Origin of the sequence: Commensalibacter sp. M0133 (assembly GCF_016101485.1) — a bacterium.
GTDB lineage: Bacteria > Pseudomonadota > Alphaproteobacteria > Acetobacterales > Acetobacteraceae > Commensalibacter > Commensalibacter melissae.
In genome coordinates, this window is sequence record NZ_JACFQI010000008.1 from 1 (window position 1) to 26,563 (window position 26,563).

The 26,563-nt window shown below is 36.8% G+C and carries 20 protein-coding genes and 1 tRNA gene; 12 read left to right on the top strand and 9 right to left on the bottom strand.

The annotated features are described in order from the left end of the window. From H3T46_RS08735 to H3T46_RS08750, 4 genes are all read left to right on the top strand, one after another. A partial coding sequence (locus H3T46_RS08735; protein ID WP_198198314.1) for a hypothetical protein occupies positions 1 to 1,441 on the top strand: 1,441 nt, incomplete at its 5' end. Between the two features lie 44 nt (positions 1,442 to 1,485). Beyond that, positions 1,486 to 1,992, top strand: coding sequence for a tail fiber domain-containing protein (locus H3T46_RS08740; protein WP_155579932.1), 507 nt, complete (start codon positions 1,486 to 1,488; stop codon positions 1,990 to 1,992). Positions 1,993 to 2,033: 41 nt separating this feature from the next. Continuing rightward, entirely contained in the window at positions 2,034 to 3,083 is a 1,050-nt protein-coding gene (locus H3T46_RS08745) for a tail fiber domain-containing protein (protein ID WP_198194158.1), read from the top strand. Between the two features lies 1 nt (position 3,084). Beyond that, positions 3,085 to 3,492, top strand: a complete 408-nt coding sequence (locus H3T46_RS08750; RefSeq protein ID WP_155579934.1) for a hypothetical protein — start codon at positions 3,085 to 3,087, stop codon at positions 3,490 to 3,492. A 1,368-nt stretch (positions 3,493 to 4,860) separates the two neighbouring features. Here H3T46_RS08750 and H3T46_RS08755 read toward each other — a convergent pair. The 3 genes from H3T46_RS08755 to H3T46_RS08765 form a co-directional block, all read right to left on the bottom strand. Next, positions 4,861 to 4,937: transfer RNA gene (locus H3T46_RS08755), tRNA-Arg, on the bottom strand. A 106-nt stretch (positions 4,938 to 5,043) separates the two neighbouring features. Next, entirely contained in the window at positions 5,044 to 5,661 is a 618-nt protein-coding gene (locus H3T46_RS08760; RefSeq protein ID WP_110439597.1) for a trimeric intracellular cation channel family protein, read from the bottom strand. A gap of 29 nt (positions 5,662 to 5,690) precedes the next feature. Next, the gene (locus H3T46_RS08765) at positions 5,691 to 6,578 is read right to left on the bottom strand and encodes a ribokinase (protein WP_155579935.1); all 888 of its coding nucleotides are present in this window, start codon (positions 6,576 to 6,578) and stop codon (positions 5,691 to 5,693) included. A 250-nt stretch (positions 6,579 to 6,828) separates the two neighbouring features. Here H3T46_RS08765 and H3T46_RS08770 point away from each other — a divergent pair, with 250 nt between their 5' ends. Both H3T46_RS08770 and H3T46_RS08775 read left to right on the top strand, forming a co-directional pair. Then, the gene (locus H3T46_RS08770) at positions 6,829 to 8,199 is read left to right on the top strand and encodes an NAD-dependent succinate-semialdehyde dehydrogenase (protein WP_110439599.1); all 1,371 of its coding nucleotides are present in this window, start codon (positions 6,829 to 6,831) and stop codon (positions 8,197 to 8,199) included. A 93-nt stretch (positions 8,200 to 8,292) separates the two neighbouring features. Continuing rightward, the gene (locus H3T46_RS08775) at positions 8,293 to 9,273 is read left to right on the top strand and encodes a methyltransferase domain-containing protein (RefSeq protein ID WP_198198316.1); all 981 of its coding nucleotides are present in this window, start codon (positions 8,293 to 8,295) and stop codon (positions 9,271 to 9,273) included. Here H3T46_RS08775 and H3T46_RS08780 read toward each other — a convergent pair. Further along, on the bottom strand, positions 9,266 to 10,600 hold the full coding sequence (locus tag H3T46_RS08780) for a UDP-glucose/GDP-mannose dehydrogenase family protein (protein ID WP_232350044.1): 1,335 nt from the start codon (positions 10,598 to 10,600) through the stop codon (positions 9,266 to 9,268). The genes H3T46_RS08775 and H3T46_RS08780 overlap by 8 nt on opposite strands. Positions 10,601 to 11,002: 402 nt before the next feature. Between H3T46_RS08780 and H3T46_RS08785 the strand changes: the two genes are divergently transcribed. The 5 genes from H3T46_RS08785 (at position 11,003) to ahcY (ending at position 17,349) form a co-directional block, all read left to right on the top strand. Beyond that, positions 11,003 to 11,797 (top strand): ABC transporter permease, encoded by a 795-nt coding sequence (locus H3T46_RS08785; protein WP_122122873.1) that lies wholly within the window; start codon positions 11,003 to 11,005, stop codon positions 11,795 to 11,797. Next, positions 11,794 to 12,588 (top strand): ABC transporter ATP-binding protein, encoded by a 795-nt coding sequence (locus H3T46_RS08790; RefSeq protein WP_198198320.1) that lies wholly within the window; start codon positions 11,794 to 11,796, stop codon positions 12,586 to 12,588. The genes H3T46_RS08785 and H3T46_RS08790 overlap by 4 nt, the downstream gene beginning before the upstream one ends. A gap of 9 nt (positions 12,589 to 12,597) precedes the next feature. Beyond that, on the top strand, positions 12,598 to 13,983 hold the full coding sequence (radA, locus tag H3T46_RS08795) for a DNA repair protein RadA (protein WP_110439603.1): 1,386 nt from the start codon (positions 12,598 to 12,600) through the stop codon (positions 13,981 to 13,983). 191 nt (positions 13,984 to 14,174) lie between these two features. Beyond that, positions 14,175 to 15,947 carry a DUF262 domain-containing protein gene (locus tag H3T46_RS09075; RefSeq protein WP_198198326.1) on the top strand — a complete coding sequence of 591 codons (1,773 nt, stop codon included), beginning with the start codon at positions 14,175 to 14,177 and terminating at the stop codon, positions 15,945 to 15,947. 103 nt (positions 15,948 to 16,050) lie between these two features. After that, positions 16,051 to 17,349: an adenosylhomocysteinase gene (ahcY, locus tag H3T46_RS08805; protein WP_198198328.1), complete on the top strand. Its 1,299-nt coding sequence runs from the start codon at positions 16,051 to 16,053 to the stop codon at positions 17,347 to 17,349. A gap of 77 nt (positions 17,350 to 17,426) precedes the next feature. Here ahcY and H3T46_RS08960 read toward each other — a convergent pair whose 3' ends face one another. The 3 genes from H3T46_RS08960 to H3T46_RS08815 are packed head-to-tail and all read right to left on the bottom strand — an operon-like array spanning position 17,427 to position 19,763. Further along, positions 17,427 to 17,648, bottom strand: coding sequence for a hypothetical protein (locus H3T46_RS08960; protein WP_232350059.1), 222 nt, complete (start codon positions 17,646 to 17,648; stop codon positions 17,427 to 17,429). 15 nt (positions 17,649 to 17,663) lie between these two features. Continuing rightward, positions 17,664 to 19,511: a ferrous iron transport protein B gene (gene feoB, locus H3T46_RS08810; RefSeq protein WP_155566236.1), complete on the bottom strand. Its 1,848-nt coding sequence runs from the start codon at positions 19,509 to 19,511 to the stop codon at positions 17,664 to 17,666. 3 nt (positions 19,512 to 19,514) lie between these two features. Further along, positions 19,515 to 19,763, bottom strand: a complete 249-nt coding sequence (locus tag H3T46_RS08815) for a FeoA family protein (protein WP_198198322.1) — start codon at positions 19,761 to 19,763, stop codon at positions 19,515 to 19,517. Between the two features lie 324 nt (positions 19,764 to 20,087). On the opposite strand from H3T46_RS08815, the gene clpB reads away from it, so the two are divergent. Next, a complete protein-coding gene (clpB, locus tag H3T46_RS08820) occupies positions 20,088 to 22,694 on the top strand; it encodes an ATP-dependent chaperone ClpB (protein WP_155564857.1) in 2,607 nt (868 codons plus the stop codon). Positions 22,695 to 23,216: 522 nt separating this feature from the next. Here clpB and H3T46_RS08825 read toward each other — a convergent pair. Further along, a complete protein-coding gene (locus tag H3T46_RS08825) occupies positions 23,217 to 24,584 on the bottom strand; it encodes a hypothetical protein (protein ID WP_155579945.1) in 1,368 nt (455 codons plus the stop codon). A gap of 222 nt (positions 24,585 to 24,806) precedes the next feature. Continuing rightward, the gene (locus H3T46_RS08830; protein ID WP_198198324.1) at positions 24,807 to 26,258 is read right to left on the bottom strand and encodes a DASS family sodium-coupled anion symporter; all 1,452 of its coding nucleotides are present in this window, start codon (positions 26,256 to 26,258) and stop codon (positions 24,807 to 24,809) included. Positions 26,259 to 26,563: the final 305 nt, after the last annotated feature.

Sequence of the window (26,563 nt, forward strand, 5' to 3'; positions counted from 1 at the left end):
TAAATTATCTGCTGAAATGTTGGATTATACCATAAAAGTCCCAACTCCATCCCATCAGGATGCCTCTTTGGGTAAAGTCGTCGATCTTGCTCATCAGGCCATTCCAAATATTGAAATAAATCATCCAAATGGAGTTGCAGGATTGGATGCACGGGGTCAGTTGACTCAACCTATTAATAATCCGTTTATAATAACGCAGTCTATTAATCCTGATGCTAAAGTTTCCATCTATTTAGATGATGATGTTCATGCTTATGCGGATAAAACACTGTTTGATATTTACACGGTTGGTGCACAAAGCAAAATTATAGCATTTGCTCCATCCGAGGGAATAGCTAATATCCTGGCATCAGCAAGGGCTGATAAGATTGAGGAGTTAAAAGGATATATATTTGCTGGGGGAGCCTGTTGGTTACCCGATTGTCAGCCATTAGAATTTAAGGGGTATCAAGGGTCATATACCTTTGTGTGTTATGGTTCTGATATGGATAAATCAGGTTATAAAATTAAAACTGATATTATTTGTGAAAACCAGATGGTTGATGGAAAAGGGGAAGCATTTAAAAAAGATGCTATTATCACTATAAGGGTTGGTGATGTTGTAACTCTTATGGCGCATTGGATGGATCAAAATAGGACATATTATTATGTTAAGAGAAGTAGAAGCGCTGGATTATTGAGTAATTTATATTTATCAGAAAAAGAACAACCCAAAACCATTACATCATTGGGATACCAGGATGAAATACGATTTGGTAAAGATGGTATCTTTTGGTGTTCAAAAGAAGGTGGAGAAGGACAGGCTGAATGGTCTTTATATCCGTCTCATGCCGCAATGAAAAAAGATCATGCAGGAAAATTTACTTATCCTTATGTAACCCCTACAACCAAGGATAAATTGCCTGTTGATTATCCAATTGGAACACAATCATATGATATTGATAAAAAAGAACCTCTATGGTGGAACGGTACTGAATGGATTGATCCGGTTGCCAAAGCGGCAACAATCAAAATAGGCAACATTGTATCTGTCGAAGCTGACCAACCTGCTCAAATAACGAATTCAGGATCTGATATAAATGCAGTTTTTGATTTTTCAATTCCGAAGGGAGAAAAAGGACAGCAAGGGATTAGTGTTCAATCCGTTATCATGAATGATGATTTAACCTTTTCCTTTATGATGAGTAATGATTCAATTGAGAAAGTTAATTCCGGTCTTTATAGAAATAAAGATGGGGTAGTTATCGCGCCTGAAAAAGTTTCTGAAATTCCAAATGATTTTTTATTAAATGGTAATTTATACATAGCTTCTGATGATTATATTAACGGCAGTAAAAAAATGCCTGAAGGATTGTCATTAAACGGTAATATCGTTCTTACTGATGGTTCTGTCTACTATAAAAATTCCTGGAATAATGGTGGATTACTTTGTGTTGCTTAATAGCTATATTTTTTTATTCAATTATAGATATATAGGGCATTAAAATGATTAATTCGTCTTCAAAGAATCTGAATCTCTCAGATTGTACTGTTTCTATTGATGATGATAATGTTAAAAACCAGAAATTGCTAGATGCAATCTATAATCTTGATGTTCATACATTCAAGCTTAATTACGCTATTGATAAAAAGGGAGAGGGTAAAGCCAGATTGCATAATGGTTTTATAGCTCAGGAGGTTGAGAAGTCTTTGAAAGATAAAGGTTTATCAGCTTCTGATTATGGAATGTGGATAGAAGAAAAAGTTTTTGAGACACAAGATATTGAGACAGGCGAAAAGGATGACAGGGGTAATCCTGTTACAAAAAGAGAGTGTGTATTCTTAAAAGATGCTGATGGTAATCAGGTTTACAGGCAGTCTTTACGATATGATGAAATATTTTGTGTTTTTATTCAAGCATTCAAACAAAAATTGAAAAAACTTGAGGATTTTAAACAAGTTTACGAGCAAAGAATTAGTGATTTAGAAACTAGGCTATCAAATTTAAAATAAATTTTTCAAATTAATGAATGAAATTAATTAAGAGATATAAAATGACAAATCAAAATAACGCACCAAAAGATCTGGACCTGTCTGCATGTAATGTTTCAATGGATGGTGGTAATACATCACAGCAACTTTCAGAACTTGCTAAAACAGCAAATGATACAAAAGAACAGATTGCAAGTGTCACAGCAATTGCAAGTCAAGCACAAAGTAATGTTGATAACATTAGAACCTATGTCAATAATTTAGATCTAGATAAATATTTTTCCATTGATGATGCAAATAAACCCTTGGGTACTGTAATACTTGATTTGACAGGACAATTTGTGTATCCACAGCCTAAGGATATGGATGGTGTTACATGGATTAATGCGGGTTTAAGACCAATAAATGGTGATTATACAAAAGATTATGAACCCAATCCAAAATCCAGGGAAATACATATTCAGTATTCTGTAAATTTTAATGGTGAAAAAGGTAATAACAAGAGTTTTACTAGTGTAGTATGGTCTGACAACATTAATGCCAATTATGCATTTGGTTCTGTTTCCTTTCATCCCCTTAATGATGGCGGCGGGGACCTGGGACGTGCGGGAAATTCATGGAACAATCTTTTCATAAAGACCGCACCAAACGTGACCTCGGACAAAAACGTCAAGACCATCACATCCATCCTTGATGAGAAAGCCGATAATTCTGACAGGAAATTATTGGATGCCCTGTATAATGTCAATGTTGTCAATTACAGGCTGAATGACGCGATAAAAGAGAAAGGTGAGGACAAGGCACGTGTTCATACAGGTTTTATCGCGCAGGATATAGAACAGGCGATCAGGGATGCGGGACTTGATCCATCCGATTATGCCATGTGGACGCAGGATGCATCACCTGAATTCAAGAGGGTGGATACAGGCGAGAAGGATGAAAACGGGAACCCGATCCTTAAATCTGTTCAGGAAGTGCCAAAAGATGACAAGGGTGACGTTATTTATCGTCAAAAACTGAGATATACCGAGGTTATTTGTATGCTTTTAGCCGCTCATAAACAGAAAATCAATGATCTTGAGACACGGCTGATGAAACTTGAAAGTAAATAAAATGAGCAGATTTGATATGACACAAGGTCTCGCAAAAGGATCATTGGGACAGGAAATGACAGGTGGACAGATTGTTGATCGTTTATCTGCTGGTATATTGGTTGAAAACAGGATCGTAAATGATCCAGCCATTACCCTGATGTTTCCAAAAGCGGGAGAAATCAGCTATCGTCTTCTACTCCAGAAAGCGTGCAGGATTTCACTTGGGCAAGGGCAAAAGGGTCAGTTGCAACGCATGACGATCATTCTTCAGCAACCCTATGAAGGGAATTGCGAGGTTGAATTTGATGCATCTGTCAAATGGCAGAATAGGCAACCCTTTATTGATACAAGAGCAGGGTCGGTTACCCTTGTAGAAATTTTGTTTGATGGAATGTCACAATTTTATGGAAAACTGATTTATGGCTGATGCCAAAAAACAGCAGTAAATAGGATATATTAATAATGAAAATCTTGTCTAGTTTGGTTGTAGTAACATATCGGATGAATGGGATTTAACCGTATTATCTAAATCAAACAGATCATTGCTGGTTTTCATCAAAGGAGAGCAATCCTACAGATAAAGTGAAGGGAATAAGTATTTCATTTTTTGAAGGAATATCTTATTTTAATTCTTTGCGGTAAGAATCTGGGGATTGCAAGAACAGGTCAGTTTAACGTCAGTAAAGAAAAATCATAATATAGAATAAAAGAATGCATCCTGTTGTAGATAAATATTTTATTATCAGATTCAGGTATGGTTTTGAAAGGATATGGAACAGATAGAACTCTGCTTAGGAACAATATTACAACTAAATATGGCGACATTTTCATAAAGACGAAACAGTTGTTTGGTACTAGAAAACGAATATTCCTGTTACGATTAGTTTGATTTAGGTATGTGTAATTCAGCTATATTTTCCATGGCAAGGTTCCTTTGTGAGGTATGGTATAATGATGAATCTCATGGGTCTGTATATTTTAGAAAATAATCTTTCCCAAACGCAATAAGGGATTGATCATCAGCATTATATTCAAGGTTGTTATCAGCCAAGACACCTGGATAATTTTGGGCAAAAATGTGTCTACCATCATAATGAATGAAATTTAATTGGTCGTGAGGAAATATTAATAGCAGATTACCAAGTTTATATGAATCGCCTATTGAAAGTGTACAAGTGGATATTGAAAGATATAACAAATGTAAAAAAGGATTTATTATTGATTATATATTTTTATATGAATTAACCGTTTTTTTACAGTATTACTAATAATTTAATCCTATGTTGTTGGGATGTGGAAAAATCACTAACCATATGGTAAATATTTCCGAATATCAAACCTTTGGAATTATCGATGATCTCATCACATCAAACCAGAAATTTGTGCAAGATGACGTGAGTTGTGGAATGGCAATTTAATTTCCAATGAGACAATTAACAAAATTATTATCGAGAAAGCAAATTTGATTGACCCGGAACCAATGACGTAAGATCTTAAAAATCGCCTGTAAATTATATCATTGATTACGTCAAACGACGTATTGAATGGTTGGATCAACAATTTAAGTATTACAGTGAATTATTATAGGTTTTATTGATTATAGAATTACTTTTTAAAGAGTGGTTTTATGATTGACTTAAATAAATATTCGTAATTTTTTCATGAAAAAAGTCAAAATTTCTGTACTATTAATTTTTTGTTTTTTTGATTCATTTATCGTGTTGAATAATATTAATTAAAAAATAAGATAATTGATTGTTATTGAAAGTTTAATTTTATTGATAAACATATCTATTGGCGGACCCGACGAGATTCGAACTCATGGCCTTTGCCTTCGGAGGGCAACGCTCTATCCAGCTGAGCTACGGGTCCTTTGAAAATGTTCATACTCTGTTTTAATGAAAATAGCCAGTTTTTCTTTTGTCAAATATAATTTTTCTTTTTTTATCCTTATATCAAGATTGATAAATTACAGGGTTCATTGAATTTGTTTGATTGACGGTAAATTCCATTTAAATTTTAAAGATAACAAGCGAATTGCACTACAGATTATAATGGCAAACCATGGAGCAAAGGTGGGACTGATAATATTCTTGTCCCCCATAATTTGTACAATGGCTCCGCCAATGGCGGCAGAGGCATAAATTTCCTTGGTTAATACGGATGGAATCAGGGCGGTTAATGTATCACGCAATATTCCTCCACCGATGGCCGTAAGTGTTCCAAGAAAAATACTTATTTCGCAATTTCCGGTAAAAACAAACGCTTTATGGGCGCCAAACGAAGCAAAAAAACCCAATCCGATGGCATCAAAAAACAGAGTTGGATGATTGAGATGTAAAAGTAATTTTTGGAAAAAGGCAGCCAGGAAAACTGAAGTCAAGACAATAACGAGATATTCCAGATTCATCATCCCCGCTAAAGGAAAAGAACCGATACAGATATCCCTTACAATTCCTCCACCACAGGCTGTGACAAAGGCAATGCAAAAAACGCCAAAGATGTCCAGATTACGATTAATGGCTGCCAAAGCTCCACTGATGGCGAAAGCAAATGTTCCGATTAAATCAACATAATGGAAAAAAGTATGACTCATAGGAACATGTTCCCTGGGGATATGAAATGTTAATGAAATTGAAAGGCGGTTAATTCTTTCAGTGTGGGCATACCATTTTGGGCCCCAGTGCGTGTAACCGAAAGTGCAGAAGCTTGCAAGGCTTTTTCAATCGCTTTTTCATATCCAAAATGAAGAAAACAGCAAAAGGTGCCACAAAATGTATCACCCGCCCCTGTTGTATCGACGGTTGGTACGGTATAGGCGGGGATATGTTGAATCTGTTTTTCTTTATTTTTAAAAAGTATTCCGTTGCGACCCCATGTCATGATAATGGGTGTAGAGCTATGCAGGATAATATCTTCGTAAGTTTCTGATCCATTATGTCGAAAGGCTTTTATCTCATGTTCGTTCGGTAAAAGATAACTGATTTTTGGAATGATATCTGCAGGAAGCTGTCGTGAAGGTGCAGGATTAACAACAATTATTTTTTTTAATCGATATGCAATCTCAATGGCTTCAATCTGCGTTTCCAAAGGGATTTCCTGCTGTAAAAGAATAATATCATGGGATTTGATGAGAGATTCAGCATTGAGAATATCCTGGGCTGATAGACTTTCATTGGCTCCTTCTGTAACAATAATTGTATTATCTGTATTTGTATGCATTATTAATGCGGTTGCAGTAGGACTTTGTTTGCAGGTTTTTATAGGTGTAATGTTGACATGATATTTTTTAAGGTTTTCTATCAGCAATTGACCAAAATGATCATTTCCAATTGCACCCAATATTGTAACTGATGCCCCCAGTTTTGCTGCTGCTATTGCCTGATTATTCCCCTTTCCTCCACAATGAATCTGTAAGGGGCCGCCGATCAGGGTTTCTCCGGTTTCAGGGAAATGATCAACAGAAGTTTCGAGGTCAGTATTTAAACTACCAATAACCAGAATATTATTCATAAAAAAGCCTTATTGTCAGTTACAATATTTAAATAGATACTATAATTATTTTAAATGAAATAGCATTGATAGAATTTATTTTTATATTTCTTTTAAAATATGGGTTATAACAACCTGATATGAAAAATATTTAATCGCACATTGTGAAATTGCATGTTTGTATTAGATATTAAGGTAGCTTATTTCATAAAAAAGATTATAAGATAGAGTATTAATTTACGTTAAACAGAAAGCAGAAAGGACGGCTTAAATGGCTTATAAATCAGTTAATCCCTTTAACAATGAAACGGTGAAGACCTTTCAGGAATTAACGGAGAATGAAGTAGCTGCTAAAATTGATGAAGCTCAAGCTGCTTACTTAAAATGGCGTAAGACAGATTTTGCTACTCGTCGTCAAGTGATGAAAAAAGCCGCATCAATTTTGCGTGATAAGAAGGCGGAATTTGCTCATTATGTTACCTTGGAAATGGGAAAGCTAATTGCAGAAGCTGAAGCGGAAGTTGATTTGACGGCGGACATTTTTGATTATTATGCAGAAAATGCCGAAAAATTTCTTGCACCAAAAACCTTACATCCAAAAGATGGTCACAAGGCCTATGTTGAATATGACCCAATAGGTATCATTTTCTGTGTTGAACCATGGAATTTCCCTTATTATCAACTTGTTCGTGTTGTTGCAACGAATTTGATGGCTGGAAATGTGGTAATGGTCAAACATGCTTCCATTGTTCCACAATGTGCGGGTGCTTTTGAAAAATTGATGCTTGATGCTGGTGCACCAAAAGGTGTTTATACCAATCTTTATGTATTATCTCAGCATACCGACAAAATCATTTCCGATCGTCGTGTCCGTGGTGTTGCGCTTACGGGAAGTGAAAAGGCAGGAAGTATTGTCGCTGGCAAAGCCGGTGAAAATCTTAAGAAATCCACCCTTGAACTGGGTGGAAGTGATGCATTTATTGTTCTTGAAGATGCCGACCTGGATTCAGCATGCAAATGGGGTCTTTGGGGTCGTATGAATAATACGGGACAATGTTGTGTTGCCGCAAAACGTTTCATTGTTGTTGAATCTGTTGCAGATGAATATCTGAAACGTCTTACAGACTGTTTTTCTAAACTGAAAATGGGTGATCCAATGGATCGTAGCACGACATTGGGTCCATTATCCAGTGAGGCAGCTGCACAGGAAATTGCAGATATGACAGCCGAAGCTGTCAAACATGGTGCCAAGGCCGTGATTGGTGGTAAACGTCCAAATCGTTCAGGCGCTTTTATGGAAGCGACCATTTTGACCGATATTACCAAGCAAAATCCAGTATTCTATAAAGAATTTTTTGGACCAGTTGTTATGTTCTTCCGTGTTCCAGATGAAAAAGCGGCAATTGAGTTGGCCAATGATTCAGATTTTGGTTTGGGTGGAACCGTATTTTCAAGAGATGTTGAGCGTGCAAAGCGGGTTGCAAAGGAAATTGATACCGGCATGGTCTTTATCAACCGTCCTACCTGGACAGCGCCAGATCTTCCATTTGGCGGTGTGAAACATTCTGGATATGGTCGTGAATTGTCTGATGAGGGAATTTTTGAATTCCTTAATCATAAATTAATTTATATCGAGAAATAATTTCATTTTTACTATATTTATAAAGTGAAATTTGGATTAAAAGAGGGATTCATTATATTTAATGAATCCTTTTTTATTTCAGGTCAAGAATTTATGGAACCTTTTATTGCATTACGTCGTGAACGTTTAAATAGAGGAATTCGATTTGCACATGCACGATGTTTGGAAATCGGTGCATTGATTGATCCAATTTTATGTCGAGAAAATGGAAATGTTTTTTACGCAGATCATTTGTCGACGGAAGAGCTGAAAGAGCAATTTGCCTGGAATACCAATTTTGATTCTCGTCAATTGGTAGAGATTGATTATATCTGGAAAAAAGAATGTGCTTTGAAGAAGTGTGTGGATGGTCAGTTTGATTATGTAATAGCGTCTCATGTTGCAGAACATGTCCCAGACTTGATTGGATGGATTGAGGAAATACGACAAATTTTAAAACCTGATGGACAATTACGTTTGGTTTTGCCAGATGGTCGTTATTCTTTTGATATGAAAAGGCAGCCTACCCGGTTGGCTGATTTACTCGCTGCCTGGTTAAAGAAATCTACATACCCTGAAACACACCTGGTGTTGGACTTTGCATTGAACAAAATTAATGATAAAGATATTCCAAGAATTCATGCAGAATATGGATTATATCCTGATATAGAAAATCTGGAAAGCCAAATCCCGTTTTCTGAGGTTCTTGAATGGGGGGAAAGAACACTAATACCTGATCATTATGAAGATATTCATTGTTGGGTTTTGCATTTAGGTTTGTTTGCGAAACTGATGATGAATTTGGCTGAACATGGACTTATAAAAATGGCTTGTGAGGAATGGTTTGATATTGATCCATCAAAGCTGAGTTATGAATTTACGGTTTTTCTTGTATCGGAAAAAAATAGGGAAAAATGTGTTGAAAGCTGGAAAGAGGTTTATGAAAAGACCCGAAATTCACCCTATCAATTCAGTTTTGCCCAACATTTGAAACAGGAAAATACAAAATTGAAACAGGAACTGACGGCCATACAGAATTCTTTCTGTTGGCGTGTGACGTCCCCTTTGCGTCAATTAGTCAAACTGTTTAAATGATAAATTTTTCTTTCAGGGGTCGACCAATTGAATAATAATGAATATTTTCACTTTTCATCACTTTGGGATCGTAAATATTTCTGAAGTCGATTACCAGTGGGTTTTTCATCCAGTTTTTCAGGGTCTTGGGTGTCAAAGAACGGAATTCATTCCATTCTGTCAGGATAATCAAGGCGTCAGCCTGGTTGGCTGCATCGTTAATTCTATCAAAATATTGAACTGTATTAGGTAATAAAGGTTTTGCTTTTTCATTTCCAACAGGGTCAAAAACTTTTATCTGGGCACCCTCTTCAACCAAACGGTGAATAATGGGAATAGATGGGGATTCCCGCATATCATCTGTATTTGGTTTAAAGGTGAGTCCCAGAATGGTAATGGTTTTGTTGTGAACATTACCACCACATAATTGAATAATTCTTCCACTTATGTTTGCTTTTCTGGCATCATTAGCTTGTGCGGTTGCCTCTACCAGTCGTGAGGGCGTGCCTGCTTCTTGGGCGATGCGAATTAGGGCAAGAGTGTCTTTCGGGAAACAGGATCCGCCATAACCTGGGCCTGGCCGTAAAAAATATTTGCCGATTCTGCTGTCTAATCCAATAGCATTGGCAATTTCCTCTATATTTCCTCCAACTTGTTCACAAAGATCAGCAAGCTCGTTAATATATGAAAGTTTCATCGCTAAAAAACAATTTGAGGCATATTTTGCCAGTTCAGCACTTTCCAAATTGGTAAACAAAATTGGTGTTTCTTTTTGAAATAAGGGTTGGTAAAGTCGACTCATGATTTCTTGGGCTTTTTGTGCGCGATCTTTTCTGTCTTTTTCAATACCGATAATGATACGGTCAGGTGTCATGAAATCTTGAATGGCCTCGCCCTCGCGAAGAAATTCAGGATTGGAGGCGACATCAAAATCAAGAGATGGATTTTCCTTACGAATGATTTGCGCAATCCGTCGGCTTGTACCAACCGGGACTGTTGATTTGGTAACGATAATTGCATATTCTTTTAGATGTTTTGCAATTTCCAAGGCTGCTTGATGGACATAAGTCATGTCGGCATGTCCATCACCGTTACGTGGGGGTGTACCCACGGCAATAAAAATGGCCTTACAATCAGGAATAGCCTCTTTAATCGTTTCAAAAAACTGTAACCGATTGGCTTTGATATTATTCTGAACCAAAAGATCCAAACCAGGTTCATAGATAGGAATATTTCCTTGCTTTAACGCATTTAACCGGTTGGGATCCTTTTCTACGACAGCGACATCAAGTCCGAATTCTGCAAAACAAGCAGCAGAAACAAGACCAACATATCCTCCACCAATCATTGCTATACGCACAGAACATTCCTTATTTTTAATCAAGATATTGCCAGTTTTATAGATTATTAAATTAAGTTAATTTAAAAATTAAAAAAATAAAAATTTTAAAAATATTGAAACAAGTTCATTATAAAGGGTAATGAAGAGATTTTCAGTGGTATATAGACAATAGATATATTCAATATTGATGGGAATAATAATTAGATTCTAAGGGGGGATTGTTCTTGGGAAGAGATGTTTAAAATGTTTGATCTATATAAAATGTTTAAAAATAAAAGATGTTTATATGCTTAAATATAAATATTAGAAAATAATAGAATTATAGGATAAAACTTGTAATCAATATTATTGAACAACTTCTCAATTCGTTAGCTAATAATGTTGTGATGAGTTTAACCGGGAATCAAGATGTATCAATTGAAACGTCCGTGGATTTGGATTGCTTTGTTAGGTCGTATGGCTTTAAACGGTGTTCGGGAAACGGGTACCCTCGCATTGTTTGCATTAAGCGGATTTATAAATATTTTTTATCCTCCATTTTATTGGCGCATTTTTTTGGGATCTTTACTTGATATAGGTTATTTGTCTCTACCTGTTGTTGCTTTAACGGCATTATTTTCTGGAGGTGTTATCGCGTTACAATCCTATACCGGTATGTCCCAGTATCATGTAAATAGCGCGATTGCCAATATTGTTGTGTTGGCTGTCACTCGTGAGCTTGGGCCCGTTTTGGCAGGATTGATGGTTGCGGGACGGGTGGGGGCAGCCATGGCCGCGGAAATTGGAACAATGCAGGTGACGAATCAGATTGATGCGCTCAAAACCTTATCAACCAATCCTATCAAATATCTTGTTACTCCTCGTTTGCTAGCTGCTACGCTTGCTTTACCATTTCTAGTTTTGATTGCTGATATCCTGGGGGTGCTGGGTGGTTTTACTGTTTCGGTCATTAAATTGGGTTTTTCGCCCCAGGGTTATATTGCGGCGACCATGAATGCCGTGAAACCTATTGATGTTACAATTGGTTTGGTGAAAGCGGCGGTTTTTGGATTTCTTATTGCCTTGATGGGATGTTATCATGGATATCGTAGCCGTGGGGGCGCACAGGGGGTTGGTGCAGCGACGACCTCTGCTGTTGTTGCCGCCTCTATTTTATTGCTAGTATTTGACTATTTGTTAACGGATATCTTTTTTGCAAAATGATCAACACTTATCCCAAAATTCGTATACGTAATCTTTCCAAATCTTTTGGCAGCAACCATGTGTTACGTAACATTAATATGGATGTAATGGAGGGAACTTCCTTTGTTATTATTGGTGGATCTGGAAGTGGAAAGTCTGTTTTGCTCCGATGTATTTTGGGGTTAATGACACCAGATAGTGGCACGATCGAAATTGATGGCAAAAATATTTTTGAATTGCCATATTCCGAGCAAGCAGAAAAATTACAGGAAATGGGTATGTTGTTTCAGAACTCTGCCTTGTTCGATAGCTTGCCTATCTGGGAAAATGTTGCCTTTGCCCTTTTAAATGGACATCGTAAAAATCAGCCAAGAGTTAGTCGTGCCCGGGCGAAGGAAAGGGCAAACAGGGTTTTGGAACTTGTTGGTCTGGATGCAGATAATATTGGCGATTTATATCCCAGTGAGTTATCTGGTGGGATGCAGAAACGGGTTGGCTTAGCACGTGCGATTGCTTCAAAACCGGAAATTATCTTTTTTGATGAACCGACCACAGGGTTGGATCCTATCATGGGAGCAATAATTGATAACTTGATTGTTGATTGCGTTAAGAAGCTGGGTTCTACCACAATTGCCATTACCCATGATATGGCTTCTGCCCAGCGGATCGGGGATCAGGTTGCCATGTTGTATAAAGGGGAGCTGATTTGGCAGGGTGAAGCTGGTAAACTTATGCAGAGTGAGAATCCCTATGTGCATCAATTTACACATGGTCTTTATGCAGGTCCTATTAAAATGGAAATGAAAGTATAAGAGGACGTTTTGGCGAAAAAGCCGGTTAAAATGTTTGTCTGTCAAAGTTGTGGCGCTATTTATCATAAATGGGCTGGACGATGTGAGGCTTGTGGTGAATGGAATACAATTAGCGAGGAAACCAGGGAAACAAGTCCGATTTCTGTACTGGGACATGCAGGCAGGATGATTCAGTTTACAGGGCTGGATGGTGAGATTTCACCTCCTGATCGTCAGTCCATTGGTGTTTCTGAATTTGATCGTGTTCTGGGTGGAGGTCTTGTCCAATCTTCTGTTACGTTGGTAGGAGGAGATCCTGGCATTGGAAAGTCAACTTTATTGTTGCAGGCTGCTTGTGCTTTATCAAGACAGGGACAATCCGTTTTATATATTTCAGGGGAGGAGTCTGTTAACCAGATAAGAATGCGTGCCAATCGGTTAGGGTTAGAGGATGCGGAACAAAGAAAAAACATACAACTGGCTGCCTGCATAAATGTTGCGGATATTCTTTCAACGCTGGAAAAAGAAAAAAATATAAGTCTCGTTATCATTGATTCTATTCAAACAATGTGGCTGGATACGGCGAATGGGGCCCCTGGGACGGTAAGTCAGGTTCGGGCTGCGGCTTTTGAATTGATTCGTATGGCAAAACAGAAAGAATTTGCATTGATTTTTGTGGGACATGTTACCAAGGAAGGTTCTATAGCGGGGCCGCGTGTCCTGGAACATATGGTTGATGCCGTATTATATTTTGAGGGGGATCGAGGACATCAATTTCGTATTTTACGGGCAGCAAAAAATCGATTTGGTGCAACAGATGAAATTGGTGTTTTTTCAATGACAGGACAGGGTTTGGTAGAGGTGGCAAACCCATCTGCTTTATTCCTTGCAGAGCGACATGGTCATATAGCGGGGTCAGCCGTTTTTGCGGGTTTGGAGGGAACCCGTCCTGTTTTGTTGGAAGTGCAGGCCTTGTTGGCACCCAAATTTGGGGATTCAGCGCCAAGACGTACAGTTATTGGATGGGATAATGCACGTCTTAATATGTTGCTTGCTATTTTGGAGACACGTTGTTCGTTACGGTTTAACGGGGTTGATGTTTATTTAAATATGGCAGGCGGTTTGAGAATTACCGAACCTGCGGCGGATTTGGCCGTGGCAGCAGCTTTGGTTTCGGCTTTGACCCATCATTCCGCCTCTCCAGGTTCAGTGTATTTTGGTGAAATTGGTTTATCTGGAGAAATTCGACAGGTGCCACAAGCTGACTTACGCATGAAAGAGGCATTTAAGCTAGGTTTTGATGAGGTTGTTTTACCCAAGCGTATTGCACATGGAAATAATAAACTATCCGTCCCCAATGGATTACAGCTGATAGAATTAGGTCATATAAGTGATTTGGTGTCTCAATTCACATAAAATTTATTACATTTGATTACTGAAATTTTTCTTTTAGATATATTTGTTAGAAATACAAAATTATCGTTATTTAATAGTTAATTAAATCAATTTTATAAAAAAAGATAATTTTTGATAGTTATCTAAAAAATAAAATTATAGTCAGGAATCCAAAAATTATGGCTAAGAATATTGAACCCAATCTTTAAAATATTGAGTTATATTTAAAACTTAATCGAACAGAAAATTTTTTAATTCCAGAATATCAACGGGGATATTCATGGGATATTGGACAATGTGATAAGTTGTTAGAAGATATAGAGAATTTTAAGGAAAGTGAATCAAATGATCCTTATTTTTTTGGAAGCATTATAATTGATTGCTCGGATCAAAATCAATTCAGTTTAATTGACGGTCAACAGCGTACAACGACTTTTTTGTTGTTACTCAAAGCCATTTTGTTACGATTAAATGAAGTGCTGCAAACTGTTTCAAAAGATGAAGATTCAGAGGCATTGATAGCTGGTCTTAAAGCGAATAGAAATAAAATTATGGAAATTTTGTATAAAGCAGAAGCCGAAAATATACCTTCTATGCTTAAAGATCCAAAAAAGACACAAAATATTCTCATACTAGGAAATAAATCAATTAATGAATTGTATCCAGAAGAATTTAATAAAATTATAGGTGCCAGTGATTTTGAAGATGCCGAGAAAAAAGTTTTTAAACTGCCTTATAAAAAAAATAATAACCGATATACAAACTATTTTCGTAACTTTAAAAATTTTTATGAAAAATTGAGAGAAAATAGCGATTCTTGGTTGAATCAATTTACAAAAACTTTTTTAAAAAATTGTCAGGTAATCGAAATACGCAGATGGCAAGTCGAACAAGCTATTACAATGTTTAATTCATTGAATTCAACAGGTTTGCCGCTTTCAGATGCAGATATTATTTCTGCAAAATTATATTCATATGTAGGTGATAAAAGAGAGGAATTTAATATTCAATGGGAAGAGATTCTCCAATTAACAAATAAATTAAAATCTAAAAAAGTCGTTACAATTGATTCTGTATTGCAACAATTTATGTACATTAATCGTGCTAAAGAACAGGGGTATTTGAAATCTTATATTTATGTAAGAACTCCAGGTTTAAGAAGATATTATGCTGATCATGAGCAGGATTTGTTAAAAAATCCATTTTTACTATGCAATAATTTAAAAAAAATTGCATATAAATGGGATAAAATTAAAGATTATTCCATTATAAAGTTACTTCTTAAGTGTAATGTTAATATTAAATTATATCTAGCCGCTTATCTATATCGTTTTGAATTAGATGAAATTACCGAAGATAAAATAATAAATGTCTGTGAATCATTGTTGAAATTATTTTCATTATTAGAGTTGGGAGATGCTGGTTATTCAAGCAATAAATTTAAGATATTTTTATATGCAGAAATTATAAAGATGGTCGATTTGGATATTCCAGAACATGTTATTTGTCAGGATTTTTATGATCATATACATGATAAATGGAATGTCAAAGAGGTTGAGGACGCGATATTAACATATGATAAAAACATGCTGGTATTTGTTAATGAATATTTGTACGCTAAAAATAAAAATCTAAAATTTAATTTTTCTGAAACGGTTAATGTTGAACATATCATGCCAGCTAGTGGTCGTAATATAGAGACAATTAGACATGACGCAAAAATGGATAAGAATGAGTTTGAAAATGTAATTAACAGATTGGGAAACAAAATTTTGCTTGAAGAGAATATCAATCGAAGTATCAGTAATGAATGGTTTAAAACTAAAAAGCAAAGTTTTATTCATAATAAAAATGGATATAAAAATAGCAAATATAATTTAGCGAAAACTTTAATTAACTATCCTAGTGATAAATGGGAGAAAAATGATATTTTAGAAACAACAGAAAAAGCAGCGAAAAGAATATCAAATTTTATTTTTTCATAATAATATGCTGTTTTGTTTTTGACGCATTAGATTGATCTCTTCTTATATGTGCTCTAATAATACATCATAATATTAATTTGATCATAAAAAGGATTGATAAATGATGAAAGATCAACATGATTACAAAGTGAAAGATATTTCACTTGCGAGTTGGGGGCGGAAAGAGATTGCTATTTCTGAAGGGGAAATGCCAGGTTTAATGGCTCTTCGTAAAGAATATGCGGATAAACAGATTCTTAAGGGAGCGAGAATTGCCGGCTGCTTGCATATGACTATCCAGACAGCTGTGTTAATTGAAACCCTTGTTGCCTTGGGCGCGGAAGTGCGTTGGTCATCTTGTAACATTTTCTCAACTCAGGATCATGCGGCTGCGGCAATAGCTGCAGCTGGTATTCCTGTATTTGCTTGGAAAGGTGAAACCGAGGAGGAATTTAACTGGTGTATTGAACAGACCATTCATGGTCCGGATGGTTGGGTTCCCAATATGATTTTGGATGACGGGGGTGATTTAACCCTGTTAATGCATCAGAAATATCCTGATATGTTAAAAAATATTAAGGGGTTGTCTGAAGAAACGACAACAGGTGTTCACCGTTTGCGTGAAATGGAAAAGAAAGGAACCTTATTAGTTCCGGCATTCAATGTCAATGACAGTGTTACGAAGTCTAAATTTGATAATTTATATGGTTGTCGTGAAAGCCTGGTCGATGCAATCCGTCGCGGTACAGATGTAATGATGTCTGGAAAGGTTGCCGTTGTTGCCGGTTTTGGTGATGTGGGTAAGGGTTCGGCAGCAAGTTTGCGAAATGCTGGTTGTCGTGTTCTTGTTACAGAGGTTGATCCTATTTGTGCATTACAGGCCGCGATGGAAGGATATGAAATTGTCACTATGGAAGAGGCTGCACCACGTGGTGATATTTTCGTAACTTGTACCGGTAATATTGATATTATTACCGTTGATCATATGCGTGCCATGAAAAATCGTGCGATCGTTTGCAACATTGGTCATTTTGATTCGGAAATTCAAGTTGAAAAATTACGGAATTTCACGTGGGAAAATATTAAACCCCAAGTTGATGAGATTATTTTTCCCGATGGTAACCGTATTATTCTTCTTTCTGAAGGACGTTTGGTTAATCTTGGGAATGCCACTGGTCACCCATCTTTTGTGATGTCTGCCTCCTTTACAAACCAGACTTTGGCACAGATTGAATTATGGATAGCACCAAAGGGTAAATATGAAGCAAAAGTCTATACTCTTCCCAAGTTCTTGGATGAGAAGGTGGCAGCTTTACATCTCGAAAAAGTTGGTGCGGTTCTGTCTAAATTAAATAAAGCTCAGGCTGATTATATTGGCGTTGATGTTGAAGGTCCATTTAAACCAGATTCTTATCGTTATTAGTTTTAAAAAATAATAGTGACATAAAAAAACTCATTACAATTTGTAATGAGTTTTTTATTTAAATGAGTAAATAATACTTAATGACATTTGCTATTGCATTTACTGCAGCTACTACAAGCTGGTGCTTTCTGAGTATTGCAGTGTCTCAAGGCCCATTGCTGGCTTATTGCGGGGGCATGGATGCATTTAAGTGCATAAGCAGTTCCTAGCCATATGAATTTGCCAATTATTGGAAAAAAATGATTAATCCAATATAAGCTGGCTAAAGAAATTATTAAAATGACAAGTGTACTTTGCATGAATATTTTCCTTTGTTAAGAAAAAAATGATGCGATATGCCAGGTAGTAAAGGAGGCAAAATAAGCCATAAAAAACAGATAACAGGCTGTCATTATGACCATCTTCCAGGAAGAGGTTTCTTTTTTTATAACCGCCAACGTAGAAAAGCATTGTGGAGCAAAAATATACCAGGCCAGAAAGGAAAGTCCTGTTGCTATACTCCATTGTGTTGAAAGAAAATGAACCAGTTGGCCCGGTGCATCAGAATCAACACCAGCTATGGAATAAACAGTTGCAAGAGACGTAACAGCAACCTCTCTGGCTGCTAATCCAAGAATAAGCGCAACACATATTTCCCAGTTAAAACCAATGGGTGCAAAAAGGGGTTGAATCCAGTGACCTATAATACCGGCAAAACTCCAATCAATGGCTGGACCTTGTGCACCAGCAGGTGGTTTTGGAAAACTTGATAAAGCCCATAAAAGGATGCTGACCGTTAAGATGATTGTTCCTACGCGATTAACAAAGATTTCGATCCTTTGCCATAATCCAAACAAAATATTCCGAACACTTGGAAAACGGTAAGAGGGAAGTTCTAGTAAAAGGGTGTTATCATATGATTTTTTTCGTTTTTTGAGAAGTAAGGCCACTAAAAAGGCACTTGCGATTCCTAGTAGATAAAGACCAAACAGGACAAGACCTTGCAGGTTGAATATTATCCCGATAGTTTTATGAGGGATAAAGGCACTGATTAGTAAAGCATAAACTGGTAATCGTGCGGAACAAGTCATTAGAGGTGCAATGAGAATGGTAACTAGACGATCTCTAGCGCTAGGTATTGTCCGGGTTGCCATGATACCGGGAATTGCACAGGCAAAACTGGATAATAATGGGATGAAAGAACGACCATTTAATCCAACAGAAGCCATAATGCGATCAAGTAAGAAGGCTGCTCTGGGCAAATACCCGGATTCTTCTAAGAATAAAATCCACAGGAAGAGAACAAGAATTTGAGGTAAAAAGGCGAATGTTGTTCCCACCCCCGCAAAAACACCATCAATAATTAAACTTCTCAAGGGACCTGTCGGTAATAAGTTAGCAATGATTTTTCCAAGCCAGCCTGTCAAATCCTGTATGCCATCCATAAAGGGTTGGGCCCATGAAAAAACGGCCTGGAACATGATAAATAATAAAATGAGAAGGATTAAGGGACCAATAATGGGATGTAAAACCCATCGATCAATTTTTTCATCAAGCAGAACAGAATTTTCAGAAGAATTATGGACGCATTTCAGGAGAATTTTGCGTACTTCGACATGTAAATCGGTTTGATTATCAAGATCAATTGTTGGAATTTTAAAAGAAGTGTCGATATTATCGACAAGTTTTTTAATTCCGTTTTTTTGGGTTCCTATTGTAGGGATAATGCAAATGCCCAAAATTGATTCTAGTTTTGGAATATCTATGTCGATTTTACGTTTTTTTGCAATGTCACTCATGTTTAGAGCGATCATCATTGGGCGCTTAAGACGGCAAATTTCAAGGGCGAATCTTAAATGTAGTCGTAAATTTGTTGCATCAATAACGCAGATCAAGGCATCTGGTGGGGGTTCGTTACGATAGTTCCCTATACAAATATCCCTGGTGACTGCTTCATCAAGGCTGGTTGCTTTTAAACTGTATGCCCCCGGTAAATCGATAAGGGTAATCCTGTTTTTGGAGGGTGTGACGAATTGTCCCTCCTTACGTTCCACGGTGACCCCGGCATAATTGGCGACTTTCTGTCTACTTCCGGTCAATTGATTGAATAAAGCGGTTTTTCCGCAATTTGGATTGCCCACTAAAGCTATCTTTGAAATAGGGAAGATGGATGATTCAGGCATAAATTAACAATCCAAATGTAAAATGATTCTGGCCGCTTCAGAACGGCGCAGCGCAAAACGGGTCGATCCGATTTGTACAGCAATAGGATTTGAGCCAAATGGCCCAAAGGCAATGATTTTGACAATTTCGCCTGGTACGAAGCCTAAATCACGTAAACGGTCTGCAATAGGATCAGGAGAAGAAAATTCTTCGACATGATCAATAATACTTGATTTCCCTGGGGAAAGCATACTTAAATTTGGAACAGTCATTATTTAAATTGAACTTAACTCTATCATTAAGAATGATTTGCGTTCTTAATAATATGGCAGAAAATTCCTGTTATGTCATCAATTTTGAATTTTATTTTATTTATGATGATTCTTATTCATTTATCGGAAGGATTGGTATAAAATAAATAAATGAAAAGAAAAAATTTTCTTTCTACTCGATAAGTTGAGTTCATGCAATAATGAATTTGTAATGAAATGATACTTATTTTTTGAAAATTGATTTTTTTGCGAAGGAACGCTGCCTCATAAGAGGGGCAAAACTTTGGCAGGCATGTTGCCTAATTTTAAAAGGGACATAAATTTATGAATATCGAAAAATTTACTGAACGTTCAAGAGGGTTTCTTCAAGCGGCACAGACAATTGCAATTCGTGACTTTCATCAGCAATTAACGCCTCAGCATTTATTGAAAGCGTTATTGGATGATGAGGAAGGAGCCGCAGCTTCCTTGATACGTGCAGCTGGCGGGGAACCCGCCATTGTCAAAACAACGGTTGAACATTCATTGGATTCCATGCCAAAAGTTCAGGGCGATGGTGCTGGACAGCCTCAAGCCATGCCAGAATTGGTTCGTGTTTTGGATGGCGCGGAAAAAGAGGCCACGAAGGCCGGGGACGAGTATGTTGCTCAGGATCGCCTGTTGCTTGCCTTGGCTGCATCTGAAACACCAGCTGGTCAGGCCCTTCAAAAGGGGGGGGTTACAGCTCAAAATCTGGCAAGAGCGATTGATACTATTCGGAAAGGTCGTAAGGTTGACAGCCAGAATGCGGAGGCTTCCTTTGATGCGTTAAAAAAATATGCACGGGATATGACAGAGGTTGCCCGGCAAGGAAAATTGGATCCAGTGATTGGGAGAGATGAGGAAATTCGTCGAACAATTCAGGTCTTGGCTCGACGTACCAAAAATAATCCTGTGCTTATAGGTGAGCCTGGAGTTGGTAAAACTGCAATTGTTGAAGGTTTGGCATCACGGATCGTAAATGGTGACGTTCCAGAGGCATTGAAGAATAAACAGTTATTAGCCTTGGATTTGGGTGCCTTGGTTGCAGGGGCTAAATATCGGGGTGAATTTGAGGAACGTTTGAAGGCTATATTAAAAGAAGTTGAAGCTGCGGCTGGAAAAGTCATATTGTTTATTGATGAAATGCATACATTGGTTGGTGCGGGACGTAGTGATGGAGCAATGGATGCATCAAATCTCATTAAACCTGAGCTGGCACGTGGTACCTTGCATTGTATTGGTGCGACAACCCTGGATGAATATCGCAAATATATTGAAAAAGATGCGGCTTTGGCACGGCGGTTTCAGCCTGTCTTTGTCGGGGAACCATCAGTAGCGGATACGATTTCAATTTTGCGGGGTATTTCTGAAAAATATGAATTGCATCACGGGGTGCGGATCAGTGATAGTGCTCTGGTGGCAGCGGCAACTTTATCCAATCGTTATATCACAGATCGATTTTTGCCGGATAAAGCAATTGATCTGGTAGATGAAGCCGCAAGTCGGTTACGGATGCAGATTGATAGCAAGCCAGAAGCGCTTGATGAGCTGGATCGTCGTTTGATTCAACTAAAAATTGAGCGTGAAGCTTTGAAAAGGGAGGAAGATTCAGCCAGTCGTGACCGTTTGGAAGCATTGGAGGTTGAGATTGCTGATTTAGAAGAAAAATCAAATGCAATGACTGCGGCCTGGCATGCTGAAAAGAATAAGGTTAATGATGTTCAAAAATTGCAGGAACAGCTGGATCAGGCCCGTTCAGAAGTTGAGGTTGCACAACGCCAAGGTAATTTGGCCCAAGCCTCTAAATTGATGTATGGTGTTATTCCAGAACTTCAAAAGAAAATTGAGGGTTTGCAAACCAAACAGCATGAACATCCGGATCAGGCGAATTTGGTTTCCAAATCAGTGACTGAAAATGAGATCGCGGCGGTTGTATCTCGGTGGACAGGTATTCCAGTGGATAAAATGCTGGAAGGGGAAAGGGCTAAGCTTTTACGAATGGAAGACGAGCTTCGTAAACGTGTCGTAGGGCAGGAACCCGCCTTGAAAGCGGTTGCAAATGCTGTACGTCGGGCACGAGCAGGATTGCAGGATCCAAACCGGCCTATTGGCTCTTTTTTATTCCTGGGTCCAACTGGAGTAGGTAAAACCGAACTGGCAAAAGCGCTTGCTTCATTCCTTTTTGATGACGAAAAAGCGATATTGCGTGTTGATATGAGTGAATTCATGGAAAAACATGCAGTTGCACGGTTGATTGGTGCCCCTCCCGGTTATGTTGGCTATGAAGAAGGGGGTGTTTTGACAGAGGCTATTCGCAGGAGACCTTATCAGGTTATTTTGTTTGATGAGGTTGAAAAGGCTCATGAGGATGTCTTTAACGTATTATTGCAGGTTCTTGATGATGGACGTTTAACAGATGGTCAAGGGCGAACCGTAGATTTTCGTAATACGATTATAATCTTGACAAGCAATCTTGGTTCTGAAATTTTGGCTAATCAGACAGAAGGTGAGTCAACAGAGCTTGTACAGGCTGAAGTTATGAAAGTTGTACGTGCCCACTTTCGTCCTGAATTTCTTAATCGTTTGGATGAAGTTGTTTTGTTCAGTCGATTGCAAAAGGCTGATATGGCAAAAATTGTGGATATACAATTACAGCGTTTACAAGGATTGCTTGAGGATCGTAAAATTAGGCTTGATCTGGATGAAAAAGCACATGCGTGGCTGGAGGAAGCTGGATATGATCCGGTTTATGGTGCACGTCCTCTAAAACGTGTCATACAACGAAATTTGCAAAATCAATTGGCAGAATTATTGTTGCAAGGCGATGTTTATGATGGGGATACTATTTCAATCAGTGCCAATGAGGCTGGTTTATTAATTCAGGGTAAATCAGTTATAGACAAAGCCTGATTTTCGTTAAAACTGGTTGAGTTCATTTCAACCAGTTTTTATTTATGATTATATTAAATATTGTTTAGCTTGTATAATATACGGACAGATAAATAAGTTTGATCTGATAGGATGTCTTTTATTATGGGAATTAAAAGATTTACCTTTTGTCCATCATGAAATTGGATGTTCGATAGGCATCTATGCTGACAAAAATTGATCGGTTTGACTAATAGAAACCTTTGCTTGTCTTTTGTCATTTCATTGGATGGGTTTAATCTTTTATAGATTCTATATGAGAATATTCTTTATAGAATTATAGTTGTACCAGATAATCTATTAATTTGGTAATTTTTATATATAAAATCTATAGGTAAAACTGTCTGATTAACATATTGAAGTTTTCTTATATTTTTCTAAAATTAACAATTAAATTTATAAAATTGGATCGCTTTTAATTTTTTCATATCATAAATATTAATAAATTATTTAATAACTAAAAATTAAATTATTAGTTATTAAAATTAATTTTAAAATATATATTTATAATGGGTTAATAAATCTTCTTTTTATTTTTATTGAGCTAAATTCAAATTGCTTATTATTTTTACCCAAATAACGTCCTTGAGGACAACCGGTTCCTATTGATAAGGTGTCATGATAGTTAAAGAATCTAACATGATACATATAAAAATTGTTTTTTAAAGGTGTTGCAGTAGCAAATACTGTATGAGGATGTATCGTTTTATCATTATTTTCATAGATTGTGCATAAATCTATCCCCCCCCATTGTTGAATATGCATACCAATTTTGGGGTCTGAAGAGGGATATTTTTTTGCTATGATTTCCAGATCAATTTCCATATTCTGTAATTTTGGATCATGAATACGGATTAGATGATAATTATTTTGGTCGCCATCTGCAAAAGCGTAATTATCATTTTCTAAAGGTGTAAAGGTTGCATCATCAGCAGCTTGCCAGTCTTTTAAATTGTAATCTAATGTTATCCATGGATTTCCAATGGTTTTTGAATTACAAATGTTATCAAGAAAGATTTGTGTACTTGCAATCTGTTTTTGATGTTGCTCTCTGAATTTCGGTCTGTTCCAAATAACTTCCGTTGAATGGGACAAATATTGAATGTGATCATTATTTGGAATGGAAAAATTATTGGATCTACCATGACAAATATTGGGGAAAAACCAAGGTAGCAAACCTTCTTCAATATGCCTGGCAATAATCATATTTAATATAGATTGATCGGCACAGAACCATTTGAAATTGGGGCTTTTTTCTTCTTCTTTTGTAGGAGGAAGAATATATTCTTTTACCCTGCACATTGCCAACCAGTCCAGTAAGATATCAAATGCAAAATCAGACACTTTTGCAATAATATTATTGGCAATCAGTAAAGGAAAATTTTGAACAAAAAGTGAATTTCCCCCTATTTCTTCAATTTGTCTGATGGAACAAAAATCAGAGGCTTTTAAAACTTGTTCTGTAAGTTCCCTGCCAATATAAAAATCACAAAAATTCAAGGCTTTATTGATAATCGTATTTATGCTTTGTATAACAAGGCGCAGGGTTGGGTATTTGGCAATATTTGCATCAAGGTAAAAAATGACATCACCTTTTTCCATGGTTGAAAGAGCATGCAAAATAGTAAAGGGTTTCCAGCTGAATAATCCAAATTTGTGGGTATTAGGATTATTTCCCAAATTGTATTTATCAGGATATGCTTTAACTAATTCTCCCGCACCCATTTGATATAGTCGTTTAGGTGTATAAGCATCGAATTCGTGGCCAGCTTCTTCGACAAGTGATCGAACAGTTCTGACAACTTTTGTTAAATCACTTCCTTCGTCATTTGGGGTGCCTTCAGTATAAAAAACAACAAATTTAATACGCATATAGCTACCTTATTTATTTTACATAGTTTAATTATTTGTAATTAAATTGATGTTAAAATTTAATTAATATTTGTTTTATAAATTATTCAAAAATTTTTTTGCTATTTGGAAAAACATATATCATAAATTTAATGATAGTTACATCTCAAAAAATATTTAATTTAATACTTGCAATCGCAAAAACCTGAGTTTCCTACATCTGATAAGGTTTTGATTATTGTTCTATGATATCATTAAAACCCATGGAATAGAAATAAACAACCAGGTGATAAGGAAAAGAAGACCGAAGATAAAACCTAGTCTCCACCAAACCGAATTAGGGATAAACCCACTTCCATAATAGACAGCACTTGGTTCAGCGGCATAGGGAGTGACAATTCCCATAAATCCTAAAAGGGGAAGGATCAACAAGACATAATGATGAATATTAATTCCAGGAATGTGACTGGCGGTCCCAAGGAAGATGGGTAATAATGCAGCCGCATGGGCGGTATTACTTGCAAAGAAATAGTGTAGGCTATAGTAAATGCATAAAAGTAGAATCATTGCTGCGAGAGGTGAAAAATGAATGATATAAACGCTAATTAATTGACCAAACCAATTAATAAAGCCTGATTTGTTTAATCCGGAAGCAAAGGCGATCAAGGTTGCCAACCAGGTGAAAATATTCCATGCAGCTTTATTTTCCACGATATCATTCCATGTTAATAATTGGCTAATTAACATTGCTGAAACCACAACAATGCCTACCAGTGGAGGTGTAATAAATTTCCCACCTAAAATCCATAAAAGCAGTGCGCAAGTTACAAAAAAAATCAGTAACATTTCTTTTGCGGTTAAGGATCCTAACAGTTGTAATTCTTTATTGGCCCAGGTTGGAATGGCAGTGCTGGATTTAATTTCCGGCTTACAAAGATGATAACTCAATAAGGGAGAAATGGTAATCAAGACAAAGCAGGCTGGTAAGGTTACCATGAACCATTCCATCCATGTAATATTAATGCCGATGATTTTATTGGCCATGCTGATTGACAAAAGATTAGGTGCCAGTGCGGTCATAAAAAATGAACTGGTAATGGAAGTTGAAACAATTCCTGTCCACATTAAATATGTACCAATTTTTTTTCGTGATGAATCAAAAGGGCGGGAATTATATAAAGGAGGTAGGTGACTAAGAACAGGATAAATAATGCCAGCACTACGTGCGGTACTTGATATGGTAAAGGGGGCAAGGATTGTATCTGTAAAAGTAATTGCATATCCTAGAGCCAAAGTATTTTTACCAAGTGATCGAACGAGTAATAAGGCGATGCGTTTTCCTAGTCCTGTTTTGTCATAGGCGAGTGCAAAGGTAAATGCTCCGAAAATCAGCCATACGGTTGGGTTGGAAAATCCTGAAACAGCCCATTCAAATGCATTGATGGTTGGTTTAAATCCAGGCTGGGCCGATTCTTCGGAACTAAATAGAACATATGGTCCAAATAGAGCGGCAACGGAAATACCGATTAATCCAATGGCGCCACCAGGTAGGGGTTCTAAAATAAGCCCGATAATACATCCCAAAAAAATGGCAAAAAATCTCCATGCATGAGGTTCAAGCCCATGAGGGACTGGAATGATCAGGATGATTAATGTTGCAAGAATAGGACATAAACAGCGAAGGGCCTTACTCATACCGTGATCCTTATTTATTTTTAAATGTATAATATGCTGGAAATAAAATAAATTTCGTAATGAATTTTTGGTTATTAAAAAGAAATTTTAGTAAACTTTTAGTTATAAATTTTATAAAATTATTTCTTATTTTTAGATAGTTACGATATTTTTAAACATCAAAAAAATGTTCTTGATTAAAGGGGGAGGTATACCCTTTAATTCGTTTAAGTAAATGACTTACAAAAATATCAAGTCTAATTTAGATAAAACCAGATGCTATTGGAAACATTTTTTATTTTACTGTTGATGAGGTTGATATAGCG